The sequence below is a fragment of the Dyadobacter sp. SRI_021 genome (assembly GCF_057586235.1).
Window position 1 is genome coordinate 542,707 of sequence record NZ_JBYCZM010000002.1, and the last position, 20,868, is coordinate 563,574.

18 protein-coding genes are annotated in these 20,868 nt (G+C 49.1%); 5 read left to right on the forward strand and 13 right to left on the reverse strand.

The window, feature by feature from the left end; translation table 11 throughout:
• Positions 1-73: 73 nt before the first annotated feature.
• Positions 74-1,378, reverse strand: coding sequence for a Gfo/Idh/MocA family protein (locus tag AC2YIT_RS07590; RefSeq protein WP_487278793.1), 1,305 nt, complete (start codon positions 1,376-1,378; stop codon positions 74-76).
• A gap of 27 nt (positions 1,379-1,405) precedes the next feature.
• Entirely contained in the window at positions 1,406-2,704 is a 1,299-nt protein-coding gene (locus AC2YIT_RS07595; RefSeq protein ID WP_487278794.1) for an acetylxylan esterase, read from the reverse strand.
• Between the two features lie 162 nt (positions 2,705-2,866).
• Between AC2YIT_RS07595 and rluF the strand changes: the two genes are divergently transcribed.
• The 5 genes from rluF to pgi all read left to right on the forward strand — a co-directional run bounded on the left by rluF (position 2,867) and on the right by pgi (position 8,850).
• Positions 2,867-3,613, forward strand: coding sequence for a 23S rRNA pseudouridine(2604) synthase RluF (gene rluF, locus AC2YIT_RS07600; RefSeq protein WP_487278795.1), 747 nt, complete (start codon positions 2,867-2,869; stop codon positions 3,611-3,613).
• Between the two features lie 129 nt (positions 3,614-3,742).
• Positions 3,743-4,915: a serine hydrolase gene (locus AC2YIT_RS07605; RefSeq protein ID WP_487278796.1), complete on the forward strand. Its 1,173-nt coding sequence runs from the start codon at positions 3,743-3,745 to the stop codon at positions 4,913-4,915.
• A 98-nt stretch (positions 4,916-5,013) separates the two neighbouring features.
• Positions 5,014-6,216 (forward strand): heparan-alpha-glucosaminide N-acetyltransferase domain-containing protein, encoded by a 1,203-nt coding sequence (locus AC2YIT_RS07610; RefSeq protein WP_487278797.1) that lies wholly within the window; start codon positions 5,014-5,016, stop codon positions 6,214-6,216.
• A gap of 69 nt (positions 6,217-6,285) precedes the next feature.
• Complete coding sequence (locus AC2YIT_RS07615; protein ID WP_487278798.1) at positions 6,286-7,119, forward strand: sugar phosphate isomerase/epimerase family protein; 834 nt, start codon at positions 6,286-6,288, stop codon at positions 7,117-7,119.
• 81 nt (positions 7,120-7,200) lie between these two features.
• Positions 7,201-8,850, forward strand: a complete 1,650-nt coding sequence (gene pgi / locus AC2YIT_RS07620) for a glucose-6-phosphate isomerase (protein WP_430848039.1) — start codon at positions 7,201-7,203, stop codon at positions 8,848-8,850.
• On the opposite strand, the gene AC2YIT_RS07625 is transcribed toward pgi, so the two are convergent.
• From AC2YIT_RS07625 to AC2YIT_RS07675, 11 genes are all read right to left on the reverse strand, one after another.
• The gene (locus AC2YIT_RS07625; protein WP_487278799.1) at positions 8,847-9,134 is read right to left on the reverse strand and encodes a VanZ family protein; all 288 of its coding nucleotides are present in this window, start codon (positions 9,132-9,134) and stop codon (positions 8,847-8,849) included. The two genes, pgi and AC2YIT_RS07625, sit on opposite strands and share 4 nt — an antisense overlap.
• A gap of 500 nt (positions 9,135-9,634) precedes the next feature.
• Positions 9,635-10,453 (reverse strand): SDR family oxidoreductase, encoded by an 819-nt coding sequence (locus AC2YIT_RS07630; protein WP_487278800.1) that lies wholly within the window; start codon positions 10,451-10,453, stop codon positions 9,635-9,637.
• Positions 10,450-10,737 (reverse strand): hypothetical protein, encoded by a 288-nt coding sequence (locus AC2YIT_RS07635; protein WP_430848045.1) that lies wholly within the window; start codon positions 10,735-10,737, stop codon positions 10,450-10,452. Before AC2YIT_RS07635 ends, AC2YIT_RS07630 begins: the two co-directional genes overlap by 4 nt.
• Positions 10,738-10,853: 116 nt before the next feature.
• A complete protein-coding gene (gene dnaK / locus AC2YIT_RS07640) occupies positions 10,854-12,764 on the reverse strand; it encodes a molecular chaperone DnaK (RefSeq protein ID WP_430848047.1) in 1,911 nt (636 codons plus the stop codon).
• Positions 12,765-12,942: 178 nt separating this feature from the next.
• The gene (locus AC2YIT_RS07645) at positions 12,943-15,489 is read right to left on the reverse strand and encodes a phosphocholine-specific phospholipase C (RefSeq protein ID WP_487278801.1); all 2,547 of its coding nucleotides are present in this window, start codon (positions 15,487-15,489) and stop codon (positions 12,943-12,945) included.
• Between the two features lie 110 nt (positions 15,490-15,599).
• On the reverse strand, positions 15,600-16,121 hold the full coding sequence (locus AC2YIT_RS07650) for a hypothetical protein (RefSeq protein ID WP_430848051.1): 522 nt from the start codon (positions 16,119-16,121) through the stop codon (positions 15,600-15,602).
• A gap of 93 nt (positions 16,122-16,214) precedes the next feature.
• A complete protein-coding gene (gene rplT, locus AC2YIT_RS07655; protein ID WP_015810727.1) occupies positions 16,215-16,559 on the reverse strand; it encodes a 50S ribosomal protein L20 in 345 nt (114 codons plus the stop codon).
• Between the two features lie 102 nt (positions 16,560-16,661).
• Positions 16,662-16,856, reverse strand: a complete 195-nt coding sequence (rpmI, locus tag AC2YIT_RS07660) for a 50S ribosomal protein L35 (RefSeq protein ID WP_015810726.1) — start codon at positions 16,854-16,856, stop codon at positions 16,662-16,664.
• A 138-nt stretch (positions 16,857-16,994) separates the two neighbouring features.
• Positions 16,995-17,549, reverse strand: coding sequence for a translation initiation factor IF-3 (gene infC / locus AC2YIT_RS07665; RefSeq protein ID WP_430848054.1), 555 nt, complete (start codon positions 17,547-17,549; stop codon positions 16,995-16,997).
• 110 nt (positions 17,550-17,659) lie between these two features.
• On the reverse strand, positions 17,660-19,603 hold the full coding sequence (thrS, locus tag AC2YIT_RS07670; protein ID WP_430848056.1) for a threonine--tRNA ligase: 1,944 nt from the start codon (positions 19,601-19,603) through the stop codon (positions 17,660-17,662).
• 60 nt (positions 19,604-19,663) lie between these two features.
• A complete protein-coding gene (locus tag AC2YIT_RS07675) occupies positions 19,664-20,863 on the reverse strand; it encodes a tetratricopeptide repeat protein (RefSeq protein WP_487278802.1) in 1,200 nt (399 codons plus the stop codon).
• Positions 20,864-20,868: the final 5 nt, after the last annotated feature.

Here is a 20,868-nt window from a genome sequence, read left to right on the forward strand (position 1 = left end):
TCCCTGACAATAAATGACCACACCTGATCACACTTGACAACACCTGACCATAAATGACCACACCTGACAACGTTTACGCTTGCGGATATTTCCACTCGCCACGGTAATTCCGGCTCAGCAACTTGTTCGCCTCATCGTCTCCGGGAATGATTTCTTTTTCACCATCCCATACAATGCTCCTTCCCAGTTTGTAGGAAAGCATCCCCAATAATGCCACATTCGTGGAGCGTTGTCCCACCTCGATTTCGCAAACAGGCGGTTTGTTGCTTTTAATGGATTCCAGGAAATTGGCCCAAAGCTGCTGAATATTCTGATCGTCGGGTTTGTTGAGCTGGGCATCCTGGTGTATCACCGGTTTGTTCGGATTGGTAGGGTAGAACGTCCAGCCATCGAGCCAGCCCATGTGGAATGTGCCCTCGGTTCCATAGAAATACACGCCTACGGCCTGGTTTGGATGTGTTTTTTCGGCGTTGTTGGCCGCGAAGTTGCGGTGTTCCCATTCCAAAGTGAAACCGTCGAAATCGTAAACGGCCACCTGGTGATCCGGTGCGTCGGTATTGTCCTGGCGGATTGCACGGCCTCCGGTAGAGTAAACTTTCTTCGGATATTTCTGTTCCGACCACCATAGTACCTGATCCAACCAGTGAATACCCCAGTCGCCGAGCGTACCGTTGGCGAAATTGAGGTAATTCCGGAAGCCTTTCGGGTGGATAGTCTTATTATAAGGTACCAATGGCGCGGGACCGCAATAGAAATCCCAGTCGAGACCTTGCGGTGGTTCCGCGTCGGGCGTCATTTGGCCCGGGCCGCCGCCATAATGCACAAACGCCCGCGCCATCCCGATCTTGCCGGCCTTCCCCGATTTCAGGAATTCCATACCGGATACGTTATGTGGGGACACGCGCCTGTGTGTGCCTACCTGTACGATGCGCCCGTGCTTGCGTGTGGCATTCACCATCGCGCGACCTTCCTTAATGGTATGTGAAATCGGTTTTTCTACATAAACATGCGCACCGGACTCGATCGCCGCAATGCAACACAATGCATGCCAGTGATCGGGCGTAGCCACGATCACAATCTCAGGCTTTTCCTTCGCCAGCATTTCACGGAAATCTTTGTAGAGTTTCGGCTTATCCGGGGTAAGTTTGGAAAAAACTTCGGAGCAGATTTTTAGCTGGTTCTGATCTACGTCGCACAATGCCACCAGTTTCGATTCGCCTGCCTGGATGGCGCAGCGGAGGATGTTTGTGCCCCACCAGCCCGCACCGATGAGCGCTGTCCGGTACGGCGAGGCCCGTTTCAATGCCGTCAGCAGCGGGAGGGAGGAGAATGCTGCGCCGGCCAGCGCCGACTTTTCAATAAATGTTCTGCGATCCATAAAGGTATGTTCCGGTTTTTGTTGTAATTACTTGCCTTTGAGTTTGTCGACCAGCCAGTTGTTCATTGCGTCGCGCTCATCGGAGTAGGTCCAGTGGCCGGTGTCGAGGTACAATTTCAGTTCTTTTGGAGCGGTAGTCACATTATATGCTGCGTACATGGAGGTCGGCGGGCAGGTTTCGTCGTTGAAGCCCCACATATAAAGTCCCGGTGCTTTCACGCGTCGCGCGAAATTGACCACATCGTAATAGGAAACGGTGTTCAGTTTTTCCTTCGTGTTATTGGTTTTGGCCCCGTTTTTATCAAAATAATGCGGCCATCCGCCTGCGCGGCCATGCAGGTAGCCTGTCACGTCGCTCAACGCAGGGTAGAATGCGCCGAGCCATTTTACACGCGGGTCGAGGCCTGCGGTGACGATCGACAATGCGCCACCCTGACTCCCGCCGGTTACCGCCAGGTTCTTGCCGTCATATTGCGGCAGGCTGGTCAGGAAATCGTTCGCGCGCACGCAGCCGAGGTATACCCGTTTGTAATAAAATTTATCCTTATCATCCAGGTTATAAGCAGGGTAGCCATTCAGTACGCCCTGGCTCATATCCAGGTAAACGGATGGGTCCATAGTCACGGGGATGCCGTGAATACCGATTTCAAGTGTAATGATGTCTTTATCCGCAGTAACCACATCACCATAATACGCACGTACACCGGCACCGGGCACGCGCAGGAGCGCAGGGTATTTTCCTTCTTTTTTGGGTATACTCAAAATCCCGTACAGGCGTACGCCCGGACGGTTATTTTGCAAACTCAGGTGATAAACATTCGTTTTTTCGGTGCAGCGGTCTGGGAGTAAAGTCATTTTCGCATCCATCGGTACAGCCGCCAGTTCTTTCTTTGCATTATCCCAGTATGTATCGAAATCTTCAGGATTCGCTACGGTAGGCTGTATTTTCGATGGGTCAAAGCCGGCAGTTGCCAGGCCGCGGAACTCCACGCCATCTACGGTTGCCCATGCGATGCAGCGTAGAAAGCCGGGTGTTTTGAGTGTGCCGCCGTCGATTTTTAATGTCCCGTCGACAGCAGTTTTGGTTTCTTTAATGGTGGGGTCGAGTTTTTCTAAACCGATCTCATAACGCACTTGCGCATTTTTCACCGGGTTGCCGTTGCGCAGTACGCTGATCATAAATTGTACTTTATCCCCGGGCTTGTAGGTCCAGTCATCACGGTCGGCGGTGACGATCACTTCCACGGGCCTCCGCGCGGGTTGCGCGTAAAGGGCAAGAATGGTTATCCAAAAGAAGAGTTGTGTTAATAAAAGGCGATTTTTCATAGACCGGCAATTTGTTCTATTTTGTGATCTGATATAATAAGTATTGAAGAGGTAAAGGGCAAGAACGCCCGAATCTTTATATGTAACCGCATTTTTTTTGCGATTTGAATTAATTTGCCACTTGATACGCCGGTTACGGCTTGGGAAAAAGCATAGAAAGCATTGGAGTCAGTCAGGATCAACAAGTTTATCAGTGAAACCGGGTTTTGTTCGCGGCGAGAGGCCGACAAACTCGTGGAACAAGGCCGCGTGACGCTTAATGGCCGGAAGGCTGTATTGGGCGACAAAGCAACCGAGGGCGATGACGTACGCGTCGACGGCAAGCCCCTCAAAGCGAAAAAAGCAGGCGTTTACATCGCATTTAACAAGCCGGTAGGTATCACCTGCACCACCGAACGGCACATTAAGGGCAATATTATCGATTACATCCGCCATAAGGAGCGCATTTTCCCCATCGGCCGGCTCGATAAGCCTTCGGAAGGGCTGATATTCCTGACCAGCGACGGTGATATCGTGAACAAAATCCTCCGCGCGGGGAATAACCACGAAAAAGAGTATGTCGTAACGGTGAACAAACCCATTACCACCGATTTTATCCAAAAAATGTCGTCGGGCGTGCCTATTCTGGGGGTTGTGACCAAAAAGTGCTTCGTGCGGAAAGAGAGCAGTTTTGTATTTACTATTATTTTAACACAAGGGCTCAACCGTCAGATCCGCCGGATGTGCGAGCATCTGGGTTATAACGTGACAAAGCTCAAACGAGTGCGGATCATGAACGTGGCGTTGAATGACTTACCGGTTGGTAAATGGCGAAATCTCACTGCCGCGGAAATGAAGGAAATTAATGAGGCGGTGGAGCATTCGACCAAGACGGAAGAAGGTTCTTATGTGGATGATTGGGATGAATGAAGAATGGACAAAGGGGCGGATGAAGGAACGAGAGGATGTAATTTTTAGATAGTTATGTGGATGGTTAGGCTATTGCTCTTGATGCTTTTGGTGAGTCACGCTGTTTTGGGTCAGAAACCGGATACGGTTTTGCTTGAAAAACTGATGCGGAGCCGGCCGGAGCTGTTTGGCAAAATCCTGAATCACCCACAAAAGAACCAGGTTCAGATACTTTATACGCAGATTGATCGGGATGCGAACAATGTTCCGCATTTCAAAAGTTACAGCTACAACCTCGACGACCTGCATTACTTTTTCCCCGCAAGCACGGTGAAGCTGCCGACGGTCATTTTCGCGCTGGAAAAACTCAACGAGCTGAAAATTAAGGGACTGAGTCGTGCTAGCACCATGATTACCGGAGCCGATTTTACAAAGCAAACGCGCGTCGACAAAGACAGCAGTGCCGCCAACGGGATGCCTTCCCTGGAACATTATATCAAGAAAATATTGCTCGTAAGCGACAACGATGCCTATAATCGGCTCTATGAATGGATCGGGCGGGCGGAAATTAATGAGAGGCTGCGCAGGCATGGCCTAAATACGAGCCGCATTCTCAACCGGTATGCAGTAAAGGATACCGAGGAGACTTCCAGGCACACTAATCCGGTTAGTTTTTATGAGGGTAATAAACTGATTTACAGCCAGCCGGGGCAATTTGATCCCCAAAACTACCCTTTGAACCTCACCAACACTTCTATGGGCCGCGCTTACATGGATAGCTCCGACCGGCTGGTAGAAAAGCCGTTCAATATGGCGAATAAGAATGCATTCAGCCTCACCGACCAGCAGGTGGTGATGAAGAAGTTGCTTTTTCCGGAGGTTTTTCCTGAAAGCGAGCGCTTTCATCTCACTAAGGACGATTATAGACTGATTTACACCTATATGAGTAAATTGCCCAACGAGAGCGATTTCCCGCGTTATAATCCCTCGGATTACTGGCCGCTTTACGCTAAATTCCTTTTTTACGGGGCCAATAAGGAAGCCGTCCCGCAAAAGGGAATGAGGATTTTCAACAAGTATGGCGATTCGTACGGCTTTATTATTGATAATGCCTATATCGTTGATTTTGAGAATAATGTAGAGTTTATGCTGAGTGCCGTCGTGCAATCTAACGAGGATGGTGTTTACAATGACGACCGCTACGAATACAAGGAAGTTTGCTATCCGTTCATGAAGAACCTGGGGCGGTTGATTTATGAACACGAGTTGAAAAGAAAGAAACAGCACAAGCCTGATCTTTCTAAATTTCGTATGAATTATTAATGCATCATGGCATTTTGTGCAACGCAAAATGAAGAATCATGCCGTCAGAAGGCGAAAAACGATTATATTAGGTCTTCCTAAATCCAAACCTTCTGATCATGCCCCCTTCTTTCCCCTCGTTCCGCCTGGATTCGATTGACGTATTCAGGGCGGTTACCATGTTTTTGATGATTTTTGTGAATGATCTCTGGTCACTGGGAGATATTCCCGACTGGCTGAAACACAGCAAAGCGGCCGAGGATGCCATGGGCCTTTCAGATGTGGTGTTTCCGGGATTCTTGTTCATTGTCGGGCTTTCGATTCCCTTCGCCATTGCCAATCGCAAGAAAAAAGACGACTCTGATGCGTTGATTATCAGGCATATTGCCGAGCGTACATTTGCGCTGTTGCTCATGGGGATATTTATCGTAAACTACGAGAATATCGCTGGCGAGGCGATGGTTATCAGCAAACACGTCTGGGAAATCGGGATGGTGATTGCCTTTTTCCTGATCTGGAATGTGTATCCTTCGAACCCCGGAAAGAAGGGATTTTATACTGCATTGAAAGTGGCCGGTTACCTGTTGCTTGCCGGGCTCGCATTGATTTACAAAGGCGGTGACCCTGCCAACCCGTCGTGGATGGAGACGCATTGGTATGGTATCCTGGGCCTCATTGGCTGGTCATACCTGCTGGGCGCGCTCGCGTACCTCCCCTCGCGCGACCGTCTCACATGGGCGGTAGGTGGATGGTTGTTTTTCGTTCTGTTCAATCTGGCCGACTTTGCCGGGGTGCTCGATTTGCTTAACCCGGTCAAAGAATATGTCTGGATCGTCGGCAGCGGTTCGATGCCTGCTTTTGTAATGGGAGGTGTAGTGGCTTCGGTGATTTACCGGAACCGTATCAGCCGGAATTCGGCCGGGACTACTTATCTGATCATTTTGGTCGTGCTGGGACTCATCGCATTAACCTACGGTTTTGGTACGCGACCTTTTTGGGGTATTTCAAAAATCAGGGCTACACCAGCATGGGTAGGCATTTGCTCGGGGATCAGCTTTTTGGCCTTCGCATTCTTGTTTTGGCTCGTTGATTTGAAAAATATCAAAAACTGGGCGAATATTATCCGGCCTGCCGGAACCGCTACATTAACCTGCTATCTTATTCCATATATATGGTATGCCGTCATTACGCTGGCAGGAATCAGCCTGCCGATGTACCTGCGCACGGGGATGATCGGGCTCGTCAAGTCTGCCTGCTTTTCAGTACTGGTCATTTTGCTTACCGGAGCGATCAACAAGGTTGGTATAAAACTTAAGATTTGAGCCGATAGGTGGTAAATCTGCGACTCTTCGTCTTTTACGTATACAGCAATTAATTTTAATTTAAATAGAATGAATTCGAGAAGAACATTTGTCAAGAAAGGCATCGCCGGACTGATGGCCGGCAGTATCGCTTCGCTTCCGGGGAAAAGCAATGCGGCTCCGGCTAAAAAAGAGGATACTTTCAAGTTGGGTATGGCCGGTTACAGTTTCGTGCATTTCAAACTCGACGAGGCGCTGGAAATGATGAAGAAGACAGATGTTCACTATTTGTGTATCAAGGATTTTCATTTGCCTTACAACAGCACCGCCGAGCAGATTACCGCATTTCACCAGAAGCTGAAAGACGCCGGTGTCACCGGTTATGCGGTAGGCCCGATTTACACCAAAACCCACCAGGACATTGATAATGCATTCGATTATGCGAAAAGAGTAGGCGTGGATCTGATCGTCGGTATTCCCAACCATGAGGACCTGAAATATGTAGAGCAAAAAGTGAAGGAAACCAATATTCGTTACGCCATCCACAACCATGGTCCGGAAGATAAATTGTATCCTAACGCGACCTCGGTATACAACTATGTGAAGGACCTCGACCCTCGCGTGGGGCTTTGTTTTGATATGGGGCATAACCGCCGGGATAACCAGGATTCGGTGGCCGACCTGGGTAAGTACAGCAAGCGCATTTTCGACATTCACCTCAAAAATGTGACGGAAGCGACGAAGGATGGTAAAACCTGTGAACTGGGAAGAGGAATTATTGATATTCCCGCATTTGTGAAAATGCTGCGCAAAGTGAAATACACCGGCTCGTGCAGCCTTGAATATGAGAAAGATATGAAAGAGCCGCTGGCCGGGATCGCCGAGTCGGTGGGGTATTTCAGGGGAGTTTGCCAGGCGAGTTAATGAGGAAAAAGCGCATTAAGTGCCGTAAAACCCTATTTTTGCATGACCAAGGTTTGATTTTTTACCATAACGCCAAAACTAATGCTATCAAACGTCCCCTTTGATCAGTTGGCGGCTTATAAAAAGCTGAAAACGCATCACAAAACCATTTCGCAAAAGCATTTAAAAACACTTTTTGAGGAAGACACCGACCGCCATAAGAAGTTCTCCATTCGTTTCGGGGACATATTGCTGGATTATTCCAAAAACCGCATTACTTCGCGTACACGCTCATACCTGGTTCAATTGGCAGAAGAAGCTGGTTTGGCTGAGGCGATCGAGGCAATGTTCACAGGCGCCAAAATCAATGTGACGGAAGGACGTGCCGTTTTGCACACTGCATTACGCAACCGCTCCAATGAGCCCGTGCTTGTGGATGGCAAGGACGTAATGCCGGACGTCAACGAGGTGCTTGCGAAAATGAAGGATTTTTCGACACGGGTTCGTTCGGGAGCGTGGAAGGGTTATACCGGAAAAGAGATCACAGACATCGTGAATATTGGTATCGGCGGTAGCGACCTGGGCCCGGTAATGGTGACCGAAGCGCTGAAAGCTTATGCGAAAAACGGGCTGAATGTGCATTTCGTGTCCAACGTGGATGGCACGCACATCGCTGAAACCGTAAAGTCCCTGAATCCGGAGACGACCTTGTTTATGATCGCGTCCAAAACTTTTACCACACAGGAAACGATGGCGAATGCACACAGCGCGCGCAGCTGGTTCCTGGAAAAGGCTTCGGATGAAGAGCACGTGAAAAAGCATTTCGTTGCGATTTCAACCAACCGCTCGGAAGTAGAGAAATTTGGTATCGATCCGGAAAACATGTTCGGATTCTGGGATTGGGTAGGAGGCCGCTACTCGTTGTGGTCGGCTATCGGTTTGTCGATTGCTTGTTACGTGGGCTTCCAGAATTTCGAGCAGCTGCTCGCGGGTGCTCACGAGATGGACAAGCATTTCCGTACGACTAAGCTGGAACGTAATATCCCGGTGATCCTCGCATTGATCGGCATCTGGTACAATGATTTCTTCGATGCGCAAACACAGGCGATCCTTCCATACGATCAGTACATGCACCGTTTCGCCGCCTACTTCCAGCAGGGAGATATGGAAAGTAACGGCAAGAGCACCGGTCGCGATGGCAAGCCGGTTGGGTACCAGACTGGTCCGGTAATCTGGGGCGAGCCAGGCACCAATGGTCAGCACGCATTTTACCAGCTGATCCACCAGGGTACTAAGCTGATCCCTTGCGACTTTATCGCGCCGGCCATTAGCCACAACCCGCTTGGTGAGCACCACAAAATGTTGCTGTCCAACTTCTTCGCGCAAACCGAAGCATTAATGAATGGCAAGACCGACGAGGAAGTGCGCGCAGAACTGAGAGCTGCCGGAAAGAGTGACGCGGAGATCGAGCAGATCGCGCCGTTCAAAGTTTTCTCGGGTAACCGCCCGACCAACTCGATTCTCGTGAAAAAAATCACCCCGAAAGTATTGGGGAGTCTGATCGCCATGTACGAGCACAAGATTTTCGTGCAAGGTATCATCTGGAATATTTACAGCTTCGACCAATGGGGCGTTGAGCTGGGCAAACAATTGGCCAACAAGATTTACCCCGAGTTACAAAATGACTGGCCGGTTACGAACCACGATAGTTCGACAAACGGTTTGATCAATCAGTACAAACGCTGGCGCTAGTTTTTCAGCACCAGTTTTGTGAAAAGATAACCGATTAACACACCAGCAGCGTCCGCCACGGCGTCCCACCAGTCAAAAGTGCGGTCGAATGGCAGAAGCTGCTGGTAAAATTCCAGTCCCAACCCATAAGCCATTCCCAATCCCACAACCAGGCGGCTTTTTTCAGGGTAAATAATCAGCGCGAGAATCGCCCATACAATAAAGAGGCCCGAGTGGACAATTTTATCGAAACCTACGGTCGGTGCTGCGGGCAAATCTTTGCCCGGCCAAGTGCACGCAACCAAGATTAGAAAACTCCAAAACCAGATAATCCATTGACGTTGAGCTATAAATTGAATGGCCGATTGTGAAAATTTTGAGATCATAAATATAAAATTGTACGTCGAAAGTTACGTTTCATTTTTTGAATTTTGTTAATATAACGACCAAAAGAGGGTTATTTGAGCCAATTTTGACTGTGTTGTTGCAGCGAATACCAAGTTTGGTCAGGTGATTGTCAAGTGTGGTAATGTGTGGTCAAGTATAGTCATGTGTGGTCAACCATAGTCGCGTGTAGTTACGTGCAGTCAGGTGTAGCCAGGTATAGTCAGCAACAGTCGAGTCTTGGAAATCATTACTGGTGATCCATGGCTGCTCGCAAAAAACGTCAGGCATAAACGGCCTGACGTTTTTTTATTCATTTAATGACAAGATTTGCTACACTTGATAACTCCTGACAATATCCGACTACACTTGACAACATGTGACTAGGCTTGACAACTCCTGACTACACTTGACAAGGCCATTAGCCATTGTCGGCAAACTCGGGGTACAGTGTCATCCCTCCATCAATATACAACGTTTCGCCATTCACATAATCCGAATCATCCGATGCGAGCCAGGCAACTGCTTTGGCCACATCCTGTGCGGTACCGATTCTTTTGTAAGGAATCAGTTGAAGCAGGCTTTGGTATTTATCGGGATCCGACCAGACCTCTTTGTTGATAGGCGTTTTGATTGCGCCAGGGCTTACCGAGTTCACGCGGATCTTGTATGGCGCAAGCTCCTGCGATATCGATTTCATGAACATCATCACGCCGCCCTTTGAAGCAGCGTAGTTGACATGTCCTGCCCAGGGGATCACGTCATGCACGGAGCTCATCAATACGATTTTTCCGATCGCGAGTTCACTATGGCTTGGTTCTGTAACTGCCTGTTGCTGAGTGATAAATTGCTTAGCGGCTTCGCGACAGGTAAGGAATTGGCCCGTCAGGTTGACGTCAATTACCTTTTGCCACTGTTCTAAAGTCATTTCCAGGAATGAGGCATCTTTTTGCAAACCTGCGTTGCTGACGAGCACATCGACGCGGCCAAACTGGTTAACGGTTTCTGCAAACAGGGCTTTCACTTCATCCTCCTTACTCACATCGGCCTTTACCAGAATTGCACTTCCTCCATTGGCCTGGATTTCGTCGACTACTTCTTGGCCAGCGGCTGCATTAGAACTGTAATTCACAACCACATGAGCGCCGTTGTTCCCGAAGTGTAATGCACAAGCCTTCCCGATCCCGGAACTGGACCCCGTGACGATGACGACCTGACCTTTGAATTTCAGTTCGATCATATCATTTCTTTTTCGACGGCTTTTAATTTTTTCCAAACGCGGCGGTTCACATTTTTAACCGCCCAGTTTTTCGCAATCAGAATTGCTTTTGAAACAGCCTCGCGTGGGGAGATGTTGGTAGATCGTAATAGTTCCTGGGCGACGGCCACCGCTTTTTCGCGGGTAGTGGGAGAAAGGTACATCAATTCTGGTAATGCGATTCTTGCGTCCATAGGAGTCTGAATTTTTTTAGTGGTTTGATTAGATTGATGAAGTTTATATTTGATAGAAAAAATCAGTGCCACTGGCTTGGAGCTGGTTTTCTATTATTTATATACGCTTTGTTACCCCAAAATGTAACACTGCGTGTAAAAAAAATCCCCATCTGTTTGACGGACGGGGATTTTTTCTAATCTTATTCTTATTTCACTTCTTCGAAGTTCACGTCCGTCACGTCGTCTGTTGCACCATTGTTACCTGCGCCCGCACCAGGGTTTCCGGTAGGGCCGCCTGCTCCCGGTTGACCTTCACCGCCTTGTGCATACATTTCCTGAGCGGAAGCCTGCCATGCAGCATTCAGTTTTTCAGATGCAGCGTCGATAGCTGCAAGGTCCTGAGACTGGTGGGCGGTTTTCAATTCTGCCAGCGCAGCTTCAATGCTCGACTTATTGCTATCGGAAAGTTTGTCGCCATACTCTTTCAACTGTTTCTCAGTTGAGAAGATCAGGCTGTCAGCTCCATTGATTTTTTCAATTTTCTCGCGTTCCGCCTTGTCAGCAGCTTCGTTCGCCTTCGCTTCTTCACGCATTCTGTTGATTTCCGCGTCGGTCAAACCGCTGGAAGCTTCGATACGGATTTTTTGTTCTTTGCCGGTACCTTTATCTTTTGCGGAAACGTGCAGGATACCGTTCGCATCCACGTCGAAAGTTACTTCGATCTGAGGTACACCGCGCTGTGCTGGTGGGATGTCAGACAAGTGGAAACGGCCGAGTGTACGGTTGTTCGCAGCTTGCGGACGTTCGCCTTGCAGTACGTGGATTTCCACAGATGGCTGATTATCAGCGGCAGTCGAGAATGTTTCAGTTTTCTTCGAAGGAATAGTCGTGTTCGCTTCGATCAGCTTGGTGAACACGCCACCCAATGTTTCGATACCGAGTGACAAAGGAATAACGTCCAAAAGCAATACGTCTTTCACTTCACCCGTCAGTACACCACCCTGGATCGCAGCACCAACGGCCACAGCTTCGTCAGGGTTAACGTTTTTCGAAGGTTTTTTACCAAAGAATTTCTCTACTTCTTCTTGTACGCGAGGGATACGTGTCGAACCACCTACGAGGATTACTTCGTCGATGTCGCTGTTTGAATACCCTGCGTTTTTCATTGCTCTTTTGCAAGGTTCCATCATGCGTTGGAACAGAGAATCAGCGAGTTGTTCGAATTTTGAACGGGTCAAAGTGCGAACCAGGTGCTTTGGAATACCGTCAACCGGGAAGATATATGGCAGGTTGATTTCGGTCTGAGCTGAGCTCGACAATTCAACTTTTGCTTTTTCAGCAGCCTCTTTCAAACGCTGCAAAGCCATTGGATCTTTGCGGAGGTCAACGTTCTCGTCCTTTTGGAATTCGTCGGCCAACCAGTTGATGATCACCTGGTCGAAGTCGTCACCACCCAGGTGAGTATCACCGTCGGTAGATTTTACTTCGAACACACCGTCGCCCAATTCAAGGATGGATACGTCGAAAGTACCACCACCCAAGTCGAACACGGCAATTTTCATATCCTTATGCTGTTTATCAAGGCCATAAGCCAAGGCAGCAGCAGTAGGTTCGTTAATAATACGTTTAACATCCAGGCCGGCGATCTGACCAGCTTCTTTGGTAGCCTGGCGTTCCGCATCGTTAAAGTACGCAGGAACCGTGATCACCGCTTCGGTAACTTCCTGACCCAGATAGTCTTCCGCAGTTTGTCTCATTTTTTGAAGAATGAATGCAGAAACTTCCTGTGGTGTATACAGGCGGTCGCCGATAGGAATGCGTGGCGTATTGTTAGGGCCTTTTTCTACGCTGTACGCAACGGTTTTCATTTCGCCGGTTGTGTCATCGTATTTTTTACCCATGAATCTCTTGATAGAGCTAATAGTATGCTTGGGATTGGTAATCGCCTGACGTTTGGCCGGTGCTCCGATTTTGCGTTCACCATTATCCATGAAAGCAACTACGGAAGGGGTAGTGCGGGCACCTTCGCTGTTGGCTATTACAACCGGCTCGTTACCCTCCATGACAGCCACGCAGGAGTTCGTTGTTCCTAAGTCTATGCCAATAATTTTTCCCATTGTTCTATTTTATAAGTTAAGTATGATTTGATTCTGGACTTCAGACCTGCCGGGAGCGCTCGGGCGCCTTTCAGCCGGTCACTGGGAGTTTTATTAAAAACCCCGTACCAGCAACTGTCCTATAAAACGGAAATGACAAAGTGTCAGGCCAAAAGATGGCCTGACGGTGGGATAGGTATCAGCTCAGCATTTGGCCCATATAAGGGTCGCTCTGACTTGCAGCACCGGTTTCAACATGCCCCGCAAACCGCGAGAACGCATTTTCCGCACCTTCGACGGCGATGGTGAAATCGTACCAGTTGAAACTTTTTGCCAGGTTCAGCACGATAGTCTTGCGTGATTTTGTACCTGCCGGTGCTTTTTCGAGCGTAATGGTTTGGACAGCAGTTCCATAAGCGTTGTCGGTAACCTTCAATACAGCCTTCTGGCCTGGATGCAGGTTGCTGATCCTCAATTCGATATGGCCGGTCGGTTTTTTGCTACGGTCGAGCTGATAGGCGCATTCTATCTTCAAAAAACTGTTTTCTTTATTGCCGCTGTATTCCCGGAAGAAGCCGTTCGGACCGTATACCTTCAAATGATAATGCTGGTTTTCAAAATCGGCAGGATTCCAGGAGCCGGTGAGGGCGTCGCCGGCTTTCACCGCATAGTTCCAGACTTTGACATGCTCATTTTTGTATTTTCCCGGGGCATACACGATAAATGGCGAACCGGCGGATTTGTCGCGAAATATGCCATTTCTGGCTTCCAGCTTAATTTCAAATGCATTTTTGGCAGAGTTGAAGGCTCCGTCGGCATATAATTCATACGGGATGGCACACGCTGGCCGCGTTCCTTTTTCCTGATTTGGCAAAATAGGAGAGGTAAGCGGGTCGGCATTCACCTCGTCGATCTCGCTTTTAGACAATGCTTTGTAGCCGTTCGGAAGTTTCTTGAATTTGGCATTGAAAATGCTTTCCATGAACTCCGTCCTTTCTACGAATGTCGGCAGCTTGATTTCCTGGCCGTCGTAAGGAGTGAAAGTGGAAGTAAGGTCGCCACAAATAGTACGTCGCCACTCGGTAATGTTCGTTTCTTTCACCTGCTTACCCGATTTCAGGCTCACAAATTTTTCGAGGAATTGCAAAATGGAAGTATGGTCGAATACTTCGGAGCATACATTCCCACCGCGGTTCCAGGGCGAAGCGACGATCAGCGGTACCCGATAGCCGAGGCCGATGGGGCTTTCGCGGCACTCTTCTTTCTTTTTCTTCTGCATGTCCTGCTCCAAAGTCACGAATTCCGTCTTGCAGTCGATGCCCGCCGAAACAGCGCCGGTGTCTTCCTTATATGGATTAGGTACTACATACGGCGGGACGTGGTCGAAATAGCCGTCGTTTTCGTCGTAGCAGAGAATGAAAATTGTCTTTTTCCAAACCTCGGGATCGGCGGTCAGGATATCGATCACTTCCGAAACATACCATGCACCATACCACGGTGCCCCGGGGTGATCGGAGAAATTTTCGGGAGCTACCAGCCAGGAGACCGTCGGCAATGCACCGGTTTTTACATCGGAGCGGAACTGGTGGAGTACGTCGCCCATCGGGGCCTTGGCCTCATGTTCGATGTCGCCATCCTGGTATTTTACCGTGGTGATCTTCCGGTAGTCAGGGTCATTCTTATTGATGGTAAATGCCTTATTATGGATATTTTTCTGGCGCTGTGAGAGCTTTTCGAACTTTTCGGGGCTCCAACGGATCAATTCCTCATTGGCAAGTTTCAGCAGCGCGCGTTTTTCTTTTAAAACTTTTTCAAGATCCGCAGCCTCTTTACCCGAAAGCGATTTCAGTTTCGTTTGCGCTTCTTCGATTTCGCCGGGCAGCATTTGCTGGCGTTCCTTGAGATAGCGCTGGTAACCTGTGTGGTAACGAATATTGTACTGGCTGAACCACTCGATCGGGTTGTCGGTGAAATTGGCAAGCCATGCTTGTTCTTCACCCGTGAAGCCGGTATTGATGCTCAACTCATTCTGGTAAATCCGCCACGAAATTCCGTTGTCTTCCAACCTCTCGGGAAATGTTGTCCACGAAGCTTCGTGATCGTCCGTCACATTTTCGTTGCGAATGTTCGCATAATGCTTGTTAGGGTCGGTATTCTCACGGACAGTACCCGACCAGAGGTAGAGACGGTTGGGGGTCGTACCGGTCAGCGACGAGCAGAAGTTCTGATCACAAACCGTAAATGCGTCGGCCATCGCATAGTAGAAAGGAATATCCTCCCGATTATAAAAGCCTTGGGTCAAAGGCATTTTGGCATAATCCTTATTGCCGGGCTGCTTGGCAATGAGCCATTTGTCATACTTGCCGTCGTTGCGCGCGTCCACTTGGTTCGGCCATGAATGCGGGAGGGAGCCCATCCAGGTGGCTTTGGATTCCTTAATATTCAGGCGGAAGGGTACATATGTCTCTCCGGATGCATTGGTTTGCAGCCACACGAGATTTTTGTTCGGAAGGGTAATGGCTCGTGGGTCATTAAAGCCGCGCACACCGCGGAGTGTTCCGTAGGAATGGTCGAAAGAGCGGTTTTCCTGCATTAGGATCACCACGTGCTCGGCGTCCTTCCAGGTTGTGCCCTTAGGCGGGTTAATAGCCAATGCTTTCTGAATCGAAGCGGGTAGGGTGCTGAACAATCCGGCTGCTCCTGTGAGCATGGTGGCTTTCCGGATAAATTCTCTTCTTGAGTCCATGGTTAGGTGAGTTAGGAAAAAGAAAAAGGGCCTTTACGATAGTACATTGTTTTGTGCAAATGTACTATCGTTTTAAAGCCCTTGTTTTATCAGATAATGAATCTTTGCAATTACTTTCCTCCGAAGAGCCCGCCCAACATGCCGCCGAGGTCGATACCGCCGGGAGCCGATTTGCCCTGTTGGTCATTGCCGCCGCCGAAAAGGCCGCCACCCATCTGAATGAGCGAGCCGAGATCGAAGCCGTTACCAGCCCCGGCGCTACCGGCACCGCCCTGTCCATTGAATTGGCCAATCACGGCACCCAACACACCCGGCAATACCGAGTTGACGATGTTACCTGCAACCTGGCTGTTCAATCCGAATTTTTGAACGATGGCGCCGACGGCGTTCGTGGCGATGGATGCTACGATCGGATTGTTGAGAAGTGAAGCTGCCGAAGTGCCGCTTTCGCCGCCGAAGAGGCCGAGCAATCCGCTGATGTTGCCGCTTTGCACTTGTTCCTGCAAACCTCCGGTAATGGAACTGGTGAGGGTATTAATCACTTCCTGATTGTGTTCGTTGGGAACGTCAGGGTTGTTTATCACCGATTGTTGGGAATTTTGTTGTACGAGGTCGAAGAGTTGTTCCAGCATTTCTATTTGGTTTTGAGGTACGAGAGTTGATTACCACCTGCAATATCCAAATTTTATGCAAAAAAAATCCCGCCGGAGAGGCGGGATGCTGTTTTATTTTACTTGATCAACGATCGCTTTGAATGCGTCAGGATGGTTCATCGCGAGATCCGCCAGAACTTTCCTGTTCAGCTCGATGCCTTTTGCATTAAGTTTGCCGATGAAAGCAGAATAAGACAATCCGTGCTGACGGGTTCCTGCGTTGATACGCTGGATCCACAACGCGCGGAAGTTGCGTTTTTTCTGTTTACGGCCTTCGTATGCGTAAGCCAAACCGCGCTCAACGGCGTTCTTGGCAACGGTCCATACATTTTTGCGACGGCCGAAATAGCCTTTCGCAAGTTTTAAAACTTTTTTACGTCTTGCACGTGACGCTACGTGATTTACTGAACGTGGCATAATTTAACTGTTTTTGATAATCGGCGCTCTGCTGAGACTTAAATGCCTTTTATCGGGTTGAACAAAAAACCAGAATTTAATTTCTGAATTGGCTTTTACGGATTATTTCCGAAGCATTGCCAATACTTGCTTCTCGTTAGACTCATCGATCAGACCAGTCTTCACCAAACCACGCTTGCGCTTGTTTGATTTTTTGGTCAGGATGTGGCTGTGGAAAGCGTGCTTACGTTTGATTTTCCCGGTGCCAGTCAGCGCGAAACGCTTTTTAGCCCCAGAGTTGGTTTTCATTTTAGGCATGATTCAAAAAAACTAATAGTTGATAAAATATAAAACAGCGCGCAAAATTAGTGAAATTTTACATAAAAATAAAATCGTGTCCCCAGCGCGAAGCCGAAAACACGATTTTCTATGTAATATGCTTGATGAATCAGCTTATTATTTGCCTTTTGCAGGCGCAGGGGCAAGGATGATCGTCATCCGTTTTCCTTCCAGTTTAGGTTCCATTTCCAGCTTGCCGTAATCTGCCAATGCTTCGGAAAATTTCTTCAAAAGATTCACACCACGCTCTTTGAAAACGATTGTACGTCCCACGAAATGCACGTATGCTTTTACTTTCGAACCTTCTTTAAGGAAGTTAGTCGCATGCTTTAATTTGAAATCGAAGTCGTGATCATCCGTGTTCGGGCCGAAACGGATTTCCTTGATAACCACCTTCTGCGCTTTCGCCTTGATCTCCTTTTGTTTCTTTTTCTGCTCGTATTTGAACTTGGAGTAGTCAACTACTTTGCAGACCGGCGGAACTGCCGTTGGCGCAATCTCCACGAGATCAAGCCCTTGTGCCTTTGCTATCGCGCGGGCTGTATTGATATCCACGATGCCCGGCTCAATGTTTTCGCCGACCAATCGCACTTCTTTTGCTGTAATTCTTTCGTTAATTTTATAAGGTTCTTCGGGAACTCTTAACCGTCCACTAGGGGGTCTTAATGCCATATAATTTGTATTGGTGTTTTTTTGTTTTTGGTGGAAATCGAAAAAATTAACACTAGCTCCACAAAAATAGTGCCTTATTGCTGGAATAATACTAAAATCTTACAAAAACATCAAGCAATGGCGGCTTCCTTTTTGAAAAACGCGATGAATTCATCGATCGTCATACTTCCCAAATCACCTTCACCTTTGCGGCGTACGGAAAGCTTTCCTTCGGCTGCTTCCTTCTCGCCTACGATGAGCATGAAAGGCACTTTGGTAACTTCCGCATCGCGGATCTTGCGTCCGATCTTCTCATCACGGTGATCCACAAAGCCGCGAATGTCGTGATCCTGCAACTGGAAGAATACATCTTCTGCATAATCAGCGAATTTCTCGGAGATCGGCAATATCGCAATCTGGTCGGGCGAAAGCCACAACGGGAACTGGCCCGCGGTGTTTTCGATCAGGATCGCGGTGAAGCGTTCCATCGAACCGAATGGCGCACGGTGGATCATTACCGGACGGTGCTTCTGGTTATCGGAGCCGGTGTATTCCAATTGGAAACGCTGAGGAAGCTGGTAATCCACCTGGATGGTACCCAACTGCCATTTACGTCCCAATGCGTCACGCACCATGAAGTCGAGCTTAGGACCGTAGAATGCGGCTTCGCCCAATTCGGTTACAGTGCTCAGGCCGCGTTCGGCAGCCGCTTCGATAATCGCACTTTCCGCTTTTTCCCAATCTTCGTCCTTACCGATATATTTCTCCTTGTTGTTCGGATCACGCAAAGAGATCTGCGCGCTGTAATCGTCGAATCCAAGTGATTTGAACACATACAATACCAGGTCGATCACACGGATGAATTCTTCCTTTACCTGGTCGGGACGGCAGAAAATGTGCGCATCGTCCTGCGTGAACCCACGCACGCGTGTGAGCCCATGCAACTCGCCGCTTTGCTCATAACGGTAAACGGTACCGAACTCCGAGAACCGCAATGGCAGGTCTTTGTAGGAGCGGGGGGAAGTCTTGTAAATCTCGCAGTGGTGCGGACAGTTCATCGGTTTGAGCATGTACTCTTCGCCGAGGTTAGGGGTTTTGATGGGTTGGAACGAGTCCTTGCCATATTTATCCCAGTGGCCCGAGGTCACGTACAAGTCCTTGCTCCCAATGTGCGGGGTGATCACCGGCGTGTAACCCGCGCGCGACTGTGCCTTGCTCAGGAACGCCTGCAAGCGCTCACGAAGCATCGCACCTTTCGGCAACCACAATGGCAAACCTTGTCCTACTTTTTCAGAGAATGCAAAAAGTTCCAACTCCTTACCCAAACGACGGTGGTCACGCTTTTTCGCTTCTTCCATCAGGGTCACATATTCTTCCAACTCTTTTTGTTTTGGAAAAGTAATGCCGTAAATGCGGGTCAACATTTTGTTTTCCTGCTTGTTACGCCAGTATGCGCCTGCTATGTTGGTCAGTTTGGCGGCTTTGATGAAACCGGTATTCGGGATATGCGGCCCTCGGCAAAGGTCGGTGAAACCGCCTTGCTCGTACAATGTAATGGAGCCGTCTTCCAGTCCGTCGATCAGTTCCAGCTTATATTCATCGCCCTTTTTGGTAAAATAGTCGATGGCTTCGGCCTTGCTGATCGGCTTGCGGATATATTCATTTTTCTGGCGCGCGAGTTCCAGCATTTTCGCTTCGATTTTCGGAAAGTCCTCCTGTGAAATGCTCTGCCCGCCCAAGTCCACGTCATAGTAAAAGCCCTTTTCGATCGAAGGCCCCGTACCGAATTTAATGCCCGGATACAGCGCTTCCAATGCCTCGGCCAGCAAGTGGGCCGAAGAGTGCCAGAATGTAGCTTTACCATCCTCGTCGTTCCACGTCAGCAGTTTTACCAGGGAGTCCTCCGTGATCTGGCGCGTAGGGTCCCAGACTTCATTGTTGACTTTGGCGGCTATCACATTCCGTGCAAGCCCTTCACTGATACTGAGCGCGATTTCGAGAGCGGTTACCCCTTTTGGGTAAAAACGTTCGCTACCATCGGGCAGGGTAATTTTTACTTGAGACTCGTCTTTCATTCAAAAAATAATTCTGTGACTATGGTTCAATGGCAATGCGGCAAGCCGCAAAACACAAAGCTATTCAATTTTAGCTTTGCGCGATGAGTCCACGCGGATATTTGTAGTACCACGGGGTTGGATAATATTAATTTTAACCCGCGCCGTATCGAGTAATTTGTATCCCGAGTTGGTATTTTCCTCAGGATAGTAGGAGGGGTAAAGTCCTTCCGACTCGATTTTCCGGATGCGGTACATGCCGTAGCGCGCGTCCTGGTCGCCCGGGGCGATGGTCAATGCAGTTTCGTAGTAGGTCTTCGCAACATCGAGCTCACCGCTTTTTTCATAGGCGTAACCCAGCATATTGTTGATCTCCTTCGACTTCGGTTTCTTTCTTAAAAGCGTTTTCAACGCCGGGATGGCCTGCGGGTAGGCGCGGAGCTGCATGGCTACCGTGGCCAGCTGGTTGAGCGCCTCGTCATAATCGGGCTGGATCGCCACCGCTTTTTGGTAGAAGATCAAAGCGGTATCCGGCTGCGCCAATGCATTCAGGATTTCGCCCCTTTCGAAAAACAGGCTTGCACGCTCGGGGAAGCGTTTCAGCGCTCTTTCGTTGATAGCGAGTGCTTCGGCCGTGTTTTTCAATTTGAGGTTGATCATCGTGCCTTGCTCGTAAGCGCGCAACAGTCGCGGATTGACGTTCATCGCGTAATTCAGGCTCGACAAGCTCGCAAGCGAGTCGCCTTGCTTGGCTTGCAACATGCCTTTTACATAGTAAGCAGAACCATCATAGGGGGCCATCCGCAATGCCTGGTTCAGATAGCCGGCTGCCTCACCGAAACGGTTCTTGGCTTGTAAAATGTCTGCCAGCAAAACATACAGCTCGGGGCTGCTTTGCTGCAATGCCTCGGCACGTTGCGCGTCTTCCAGTGCATTGTCAATCTTGCCCAACTCGCGGTTGATTTTACCCCGCAGGAGAAAGTACTCACTTACATTATCCTGCTCGTAAATCGACTCATTGATGTCATCGAGCGCCTCCGAATACTGTTCGCGTTCGAAGTAAATGCGTGCCCTTTTGAAATAATTCACGTCGGAATCGATGCCGCGGTTGATCAGGTCGGTCAGCGACAGCAGCGCATCGTTTTGCCATTGTGCTTTGCCTTTTTTGATCACGGGCGGTATGCGCGTGGATGTGCGCGCGTCGCTCTGGCACGACTGTTCGAGTCCGCCCAGCGCGATGAGGAATGCAAATGGTAAATATTTCAGATTGTCAGACTTCATTCGCC

Coding starts and splice junctions, on each gene's coding strand:
- AC2YIT_RS07590 (WP_487278793.1), bottom strand. CDS start 1,378: ATGGATCGCAGAACATTTATTGAAAAGTCGGCGCTGGCCGGCGCAGCA.
- AC2YIT_RS07595 (WP_487278794.1), bottom strand. CDS start 2,704: ATGAAAAATCGCCTTTTATTAACACAACTCTTCTTTTGGATAACCATT.
- AC2YIT_RS07610 (WP_487278797.1), top strand. CDS start 5,014: ATGCCCCCTTCTTTCCCCTCGTTCCGCCTGGATTCGATTGACGTATTC.
- AC2YIT_RS07615 (WP_487278798.1), top strand. CDS start 6,286: ATGAATTCGAGAAGAACATTTGTCAAGAAAGGCATCGCCGGACTGATG.
- pgi (WP_430848039.1), top strand. CDS start 7,201: ATGCTATCAAACGTCCCCTTTGATCAGTTGGCGGCTTATAAAAAGCTG.
- AC2YIT_RS07630 (WP_487278800.1), bottom strand. CDS start 10,453: ATGATCGAACTGAAATTCAAAGGTCAGGTCGTCATCGTCACGGGGTCC.
- dnaK (WP_430848047.1), bottom strand. CDS start 12,764: ATGGGAAAAATTATTGGCATAGACTTAGGAACAACGAACTCCTGCGTG.
- AC2YIT_RS07645 (WP_487278801.1), bottom strand. CDS start 15,489: ATGGACTCAAGAAGAGAATTTATCCGGAAAGCCACCATGCTCACAGGA.
- AC2YIT_RS07650 (WP_430848051.1), bottom strand. CDS start 16,121: ATGCTGGAACAACTCTTCGACCTCGTACAACAAAATTCCCAACAATCG.
- rplT (WP_015810727.1), bottom strand. CDS start 16,559: ATGCCACGTTCAGTAAATCACGTAGCGTCACGTGCAAGACGTAAAAAA.
- rpmI (WP_015810726.1), bottom strand. CDS start 16,856: ATGCCTAAAATGAAAACCAACTCTGGGGCTAAAAAGCGTTTCGCGCTG.
- infC (WP_430848054.1), bottom strand. CDS start 17,549: ATGGCATTAAGACCCCCTAGTGGACGGTTAAGAGTTCCCGAAGAACCT.
- thrS (WP_430848056.1), bottom strand. CDS start 19,603: ATGAAAGACGAGTCTCAAGTAAAAATTACCCTGCCCGATGGTAGCGAA.
- AC2YIT_RS07675 (WP_487278802.1), bottom strand. CDS start 20,863: ATGAAGTCTGACAATCTGAAATATTTACCATTTGCATTCCTCATCGCG.